Annotated in this window: 6 protein-coding genes; all 6 read left to right on the top strand. The window is 47.9% G+C overall.

Annotation, left to right across the window (positions count from 1 at the left end; genetic code table 11):
- Positions 1-843: iron ABC transporter permease (locus BIZ37_RS29205; RefSeq protein WP_187464528.1), on the top strand; the 843-nt coding region annotated here is incomplete at its 5' end.
- Complete coding sequence (locus tag BIZ37_RS29200) at positions 843-1,979, top strand: ABC transporter ATP-binding protein (protein WP_187464527.1); 1,137 nt, start codon at positions 843-845, stop codon at positions 1,977-1,979. The genes BIZ37_RS29205 and BIZ37_RS29200, both read left to right, overlap by 1 nt.
- 35 nt (positions 1,980-2,014) lie before the next feature.
- Positions 2,015-3,124, top strand: a complete 1,110-nt coding sequence (locus BIZ37_RS29195) for an ABC transporter substrate-binding protein (protein ID WP_187464526.1) — start codon at positions 2,015-2,017, stop codon at positions 3,122-3,124.
- A gap of 58 nt (positions 3,125-3,182) precedes the next feature.
- Entirely contained in the window at positions 3,183-3,980 is a 798-nt protein-coding gene (locus tag BIZ37_RS29190; RefSeq protein ID WP_187464525.1) for an inositol monophosphatase, read from the top strand.
- 30 nt (positions 3,981-4,010) lie between these two features.
- The gene (locus BIZ37_RS29185) at positions 4,011-4,619 is read left to right on the top strand and encodes a dual specificity protein phosphatase (RefSeq protein ID WP_187464524.1); all 609 of its coding nucleotides are present in this window, start codon (positions 4,011-4,013) and stop codon (positions 4,617-4,619) included.
- A 95-nt stretch (positions 4,620-4,714) separates the two neighbouring features.
- The coding region (locus BIZ37_RS29180; protein ID WP_187464523.1) for a LacI family DNA-binding transcriptional regulator at positions 4,715-5,671 on the top strand (957 nt) is incomplete at its 3' end.

The following is a 5,671-nucleotide window of genomic DNA, read 5'->3' as shown; positions in this document are numbered from 1 at the left end:
GGCAAATGGCGTATGCCCGCCACTATGCTGGCTGGCGGTGTATTCCTCGTTTCGGTTGTGATGCCAATGTTAGTGCTTTTCCTGTCAACCATTATGAAAGTGCCAGGCAACTTCAACTTTAGCAATTTCACGCTGGATTACTGGATAGGCTCGGGGCTTGAGACCATTGCAGAGAGTAACGGTATCTTGCTTAGCAACAACCTCTGGAGCGCGGTATGGAATACCTTGTGGATCGTCGGTATCGCCTCTGTTTGCTCGGGCATTCTTGGTTTGTTGGTTGGCTATGTCGTTGTTCGCAGCCCACTACGTCCATTAGGTAGTATACTGCGCCAAATCACCTTTTTCCCATATTTGGTTCCAGGTGTTGCCTTTGCCGCTGCTTACCTGTCGTTGTTCGCCGTACCTCGGGGTCCGATGCCTGCACTTTACGGCACAGTGACCTTGCTGATCCTTGCCTTGATTGCCGATGAAATGCCTTACGCCTCACGTGCCGGTATCTCGGCCATGATGCAATTGGGCAAAGATCCTGAAGAAGCCGCTCAAATGGCAGGTGCCGGTTGGTTTACCCGCATGCGCCAGATTGTTATGCCTATTCAAAAAGGCTCACTGGTAACCGGCATTTTATTACCTTTCATTTCAGGGATAAACGGCCTGAGCCTATTTGTCATCCTCGCAGTTCCGTCTACGGATGTATTAACCACCTATGCACTGAGGCTTATTGATTACAACTACACCCAAGCCTCTAACGCCGTTGTACTGATTATCTGCCTGATTGCTTTTGTAGGCACTTATATCACACAGAAAATGACCAAAACTAACCTTGCAGAAGGACTAGGAAGCTAATGCCTAATATTCATCTAAACAGCGTCAGCAAACAATACGAAAAAAACGCGGCCCCTGCCGTTAATGCCGTTGACCTTGAGATCAATGACGGTGAATTCATGTGTCTTCTTGGCCCTTCTGGATGTGGCAAAACCACAACACTGAGAATGATTGCAGGCCTTGAAAACATATCCGACGGCCAGCTTTTATTGGGCGACACTCTGGTCGACTCCAAGCAAGACGGTGTATTCGTTCCGCCAGAAAAACGTAATCTTGGCCTCGTATTCCAAAGCTACGCGCTTTGGCCCCACCTGACTGTGGAAAAGAACATCGATTTCGGCCTGAAGCTTCGTAAAATCGAAAAAGCTGAGCGTGAGAAAACCATCCATTCAGTGATGAAAACCCTCGGCATTGAAAAATACCGTCACCGCTATCCTTCTCAGCTCTCAGGTGGACAGCAACAACGTGTAGCCTTAGCCCGAATGCTGGCAGTACAACCTGATATTCTGCTGATGGATGAGCCACTTTCTAACCTGGACGCACGCCTACGCCTTGAAATGCGAACGGAGCTGAAGCGTATTCATAACGCTTTCAAAACCACTATCGTCTTCGTTACCCACGACCAGTGGGAAGCCATGGCGCTTGCTACAAAAATCGCGGTAATGAAAGACGGTGAGCTTCAACAAGTCGGCACCCCCAATGATATCTATGATCGCCCAGCTAACCGCTTTGTCGCAGAGTTTGTTGGTACGCCGCCTATCAATATCATCGAGCTTGACGAAGCCTCATTGTGCAGCGAGCTTGCCCGTAATCATATTCGTGCTTACGTCGGTCACGACATTCCAGGTGGCTCAATTGGCTTACGTCCCGAACGTATGTCAGTCGCAGCGGCAGATGCCAATATCGATAACCAAAAGGCGTTCAGGCTTCACGCAAAACTCGAAGGTATTTTGCCAACAGGTGGCAGCTGGATCTTGGAATTTAGCGTGGCTGATCACCGGCTACATGTGAATACCCAGACTCCTCCGCATTATAAAGAGGGAGAGTCACTTTCATTGGTTATCAACAATGACAATTTACATTTGTTCGACAACCAAGGTTTAGCGATTGATATGCCGTGCATGTCATCGACATCTCAACAACAGTTTCAAAAGTAACCGCTTATTCGGAGTTAATTGTGAAAAGGACCAACATGAAGACTACAACTTTAGCTGCCACTCTGGCATTGACCCTCGCGGGTGCAGTACAAGCGGCTGACAGTAATGATTTTGACCTAAATGCATTGATTGAAGCGGCTCGCCAAGAAGCGCCTATTACGGTTTACGCGCCATCAGGAAAAATTGTCGAAACAGCTAAAAACTTCACCGAGAAATACGGTGTGCAAGCAACAGGTAATAAAGTGAGCAGCTCAGCGCAAGTTGAAATGCTTATCCGCGAATACCGCGCTAGCAACATCCGAGGTGATGTCGTCATTACCGGTGATGCATCAGCAACGATGGCACAACTTGTCCCGATGGGCGTTGTGGAAAGCTGGGTGTCCCCTGTTGTGGCAGAGTCTATTCCTGAAAACGCAAAGAACCCGCTCATTGTCTACGGTGACCCAGCGGTTTGGACTTACAACTCAGAAGTACATGACACCTGTCCTATTTCAAACATCTGGGAGCTAACTGATGAAAACTGGCAACGTAAAGTCGCTATTCCAGACCCACTAAACAAAGCCGCTTACCTAGATTGGTTCAACCAACTTGCTGCACACCATGATGACGCCGTCGCTGAAGCCTATGAAGTGCATTATGGCAAGCCTCTAGAAACGAATGAAGCCTCAGCGACTGCGGCATGGGTTAAAGCATTGGCACAAAACTCACCGCTTCCAACCGATTCTGATTCTGCAGCCGGTGATGCAGTGGGCGCACCAGGCCAAAAAGACACGTTCATGGGTCTAATGTCGACAGCTAAATTCCGAGACGTTGCCAGCGGCAAAGTTCACCTCGCAATCTGTGAAGGCCTTGAGCCTTTTGTTGGCTGGTCAACCCCAGGTTACGGTGTAATGTCTACAAAAACTGAAAGCCCGAATGCAGCGAAATTGTTCTTGCACTTCTTGATGACTGAAGAAGGGATCAGCAATCAAACCGTTGACGGTAAAGTGTCAGGGAACCAAGCCATTGCCCCTCACCCTAAGGAAGCTTCTGGTGTTCAAAAAATCTATAAGCATGTTCTGCAGTACAACGCAGAGACAGGCCTTGATGACTTTGACCACCGCCAAGACTGGGCCGATCTATGGCGCATTAACTTCTCACGATAACACTACTTATTAAACGCCAGCGATTGCTGGCGTTTATAGCCAACTTTAACACTGAGCTATGACACAACTTACTGAAACTTGTCTAGACAAACGATTAGATACTGCACTTGAGATCGTCCGCGAAGCCGGTGATATTGCTTTAGCCGCGTTTAGAGCCATGACACCGGAAAAAATTGCCTTTAAAGGCCCTCAAGATTTCCTTACGGCAACTGACCTTGAAGTGGAAACATTGATCCGCCGCCGCTTGAGTGACTTTTTCCCTGAAGACGGCATTCTGGGCGAAGAAGCCGGTGGTGATGTTCAAAATAATACGTGGATCATTGACCCCATTGACGGTACTGCCAATTTTGCCAGAGGGATCCCCCACTTTTGCATTGTGCTGGGCTTTGTCAGCCAGAATAAAACCCGTTTTGGCATCATTTATGACCCTTGCCATGACGAGCTATATGTTGCTCAGGATGGCAAAGGGGCAACATTGAACGGCAAGGCAATAAAAGTCGCCAACACGACTTCGTTCTGCTCCGCCAACCTCGAGTTAGGTTGGAGCCAGCGTGTACCCAATGAGCGCTACCTAACTTCATTACAGGGCTTTTTAGAACTTGGTGCCAATGTACGCAGAAGTGCTTGCGGCGCACTAGCCTTGGCATATGTGGCGGTTGGTCGAACTGACGGGTATGTCGAGCATCATATGAACCCGTGGGATTGTGTTGCAGGCTTACTCCTAGTTAGTGAAGCAGGGGGAATAACTAACCCGTTTACTGCTGACAATAACTGGCCGCAAGGCGGCGCTGTGCTCGCTAGCACACCACAATTTGCTCGGACTATTGCCGATATCACTGGAATTACAATCGATTAAAACGCTATACGCACGAACACAAGGAACACAATGAAAATTGCACCTGTATACCAACGAGACCCAGCCCACCTAGTTGCAACCAACATTGGGCCTGAAGGCCAAAATCTATATTTAGGCGGCTATGATTCAGCTCGGGATCTAGCTCTACAAAAAGAGCTGGGAATCACTACACTCGTTAACTGTGCTGTTAACCTGGACATCAACTACGTAACTGAACCGTACCTTGAAGCCGAAGACAGTAAACTATCAGGTGGCAGTGGCATCATTCGCACCTACAAAATGGGATTGATAGACGGACCAGGTAACCCGCATCATATGATCCTAGCGGGTTATTACTTACTGGACGGTGCGTTTAACCAACAGTTACCAGATAAGCCGAGTTACCCTAACCGTGAACGTGGCAATGTACTCATTCACTGTCGTGGCGGACGTAGCCGCTCTGTAGCGATTGCCTCACTTTATATGCACCGCAAGCAACCAGACCAATACCCTACTTTACAATCAGCGATAGATGCTGTTCGTGAACGCCGTGATCTTCGCCCTGACGAGTGGTTTGAAACACCTAAGCCAAGCTTGATTGAAGCAATAGAAAAAGCGAATCAGATGCTAAACCTACTTGAAGAACATGGCTTTAGCTGATCCTTCATTGCAATAAGAAGATACGCTCGCAAAACTTGTAATACCATGCCTGCGGTTGCAGGCATTACCGTTTTTGAATTAAACAGGACAGATATATGGCCGGTACTGGAAACCGCTTTGTCAGTGCACAACAAGTCGCCGAATATGCTGGCGTTTCACGTTCAGCCGTCTCGAGAACGTTTACCGAAGGGGCCAGTGTATCGGCAAAGACGAGAGAGAAAGTGTTGGCTGCTGCACAGGAGCTCGGTTATCACGTTAATCACCTAGCCCGTGGCCTTCACGATACCAGCAATATTGTCAGCCTGATCACCACTGATATCAACAGCCCTTTCCAGTCAGCATTCATTGATGAACTGACTCAACAACTGCAGAAAATTAATAAAATTGCACTTGTCGTGAATACCAAAGCCAATGATGAGGATGTTGATACCGCGCTAACGCAAACTCTCAATTTCAGAGCTGAAGCTTCTATTGTCCTTTCAGGGCAACCCCATAAAGATCTTATCGACAAATGTATTGCGAATGGCCAGCATGTTATCTTAGTTAACCGCAACCAAGTTTACGACAATGCTTACAACATTCGGCTAGACAACCATGCTGCAGCCTTTGAAGCATTGGCAATCCTCCAGCAGCAAGGGTGTAAAAACCTCCTACTGGTTAACTCCGGCATTGGCTCTCCCGGTCTAGTTGCCAGGGAAAAGGGGTTTGTTGATGCCGCTAACAAAGCCGGCTTGTCAGTGAGTGTGGCCCGTTTTGGTGATACATCCTATGAGTCGGGGAAACACATCGCCAAGCAACTCAAAGTTATCCCTGACGGCGTCTTTTGCGTTACCGATTTGCTCGCCTGTGGTTTTATAGACGGCTTAAAACAGCAAGGTATAGAAATCCCTAAACACACTGTCGTCATTGGCTTCGATGATATTAATCAAGCAAGCTGGGATGCTTATCAACTGACAACATTCCGACAGCCACTAACCAGTATTTCCCAGCACATTATCCAATGTTTACAGGCAAATAATACGGTACTCAATGGTGAATATACCTACTTGCTC

The sequence above is a fragment of the Photobacterium sp. BZF1 genome, from assembly GCF_014349205.1.
GTDB lineage: Bacteria > Pseudomonadota > Gammaproteobacteria > Enterobacterales > Vibrionaceae > Photobacterium.
Note: the sequence above shows the minus strand (reverse complement) of the source record. Positions and strands in the feature narration are given on the sequence as shown.

Coding starts and splice junctions, on each gene's coding strand:
- BIZ37_RS29200 (WP_187464527.1), top strand. CDS start 843: ATGCCTAATATTCATCTAAACAGCGTCAGCAAACAATACGAAAAAAAC.
- BIZ37_RS29190 (WP_187464525.1), top strand. CDS start 3,183: ATGACACAACTTACTGAAACTTGTCTAGACAAACGATTAGATACTGCA.
- BIZ37_RS29195 (WP_187464526.1), top strand. CDS start 2,015: ATGAAGACTACAACTTTAGCTGCCACTCTGGCATTGACCCTCGCGGGT.
- BIZ37_RS29185 (WP_187464524.1), top strand. CDS start 4,011: ATGAAAATTGCACCTGTATACCAACGAGACCCAGCCCACCTAGTTGCA.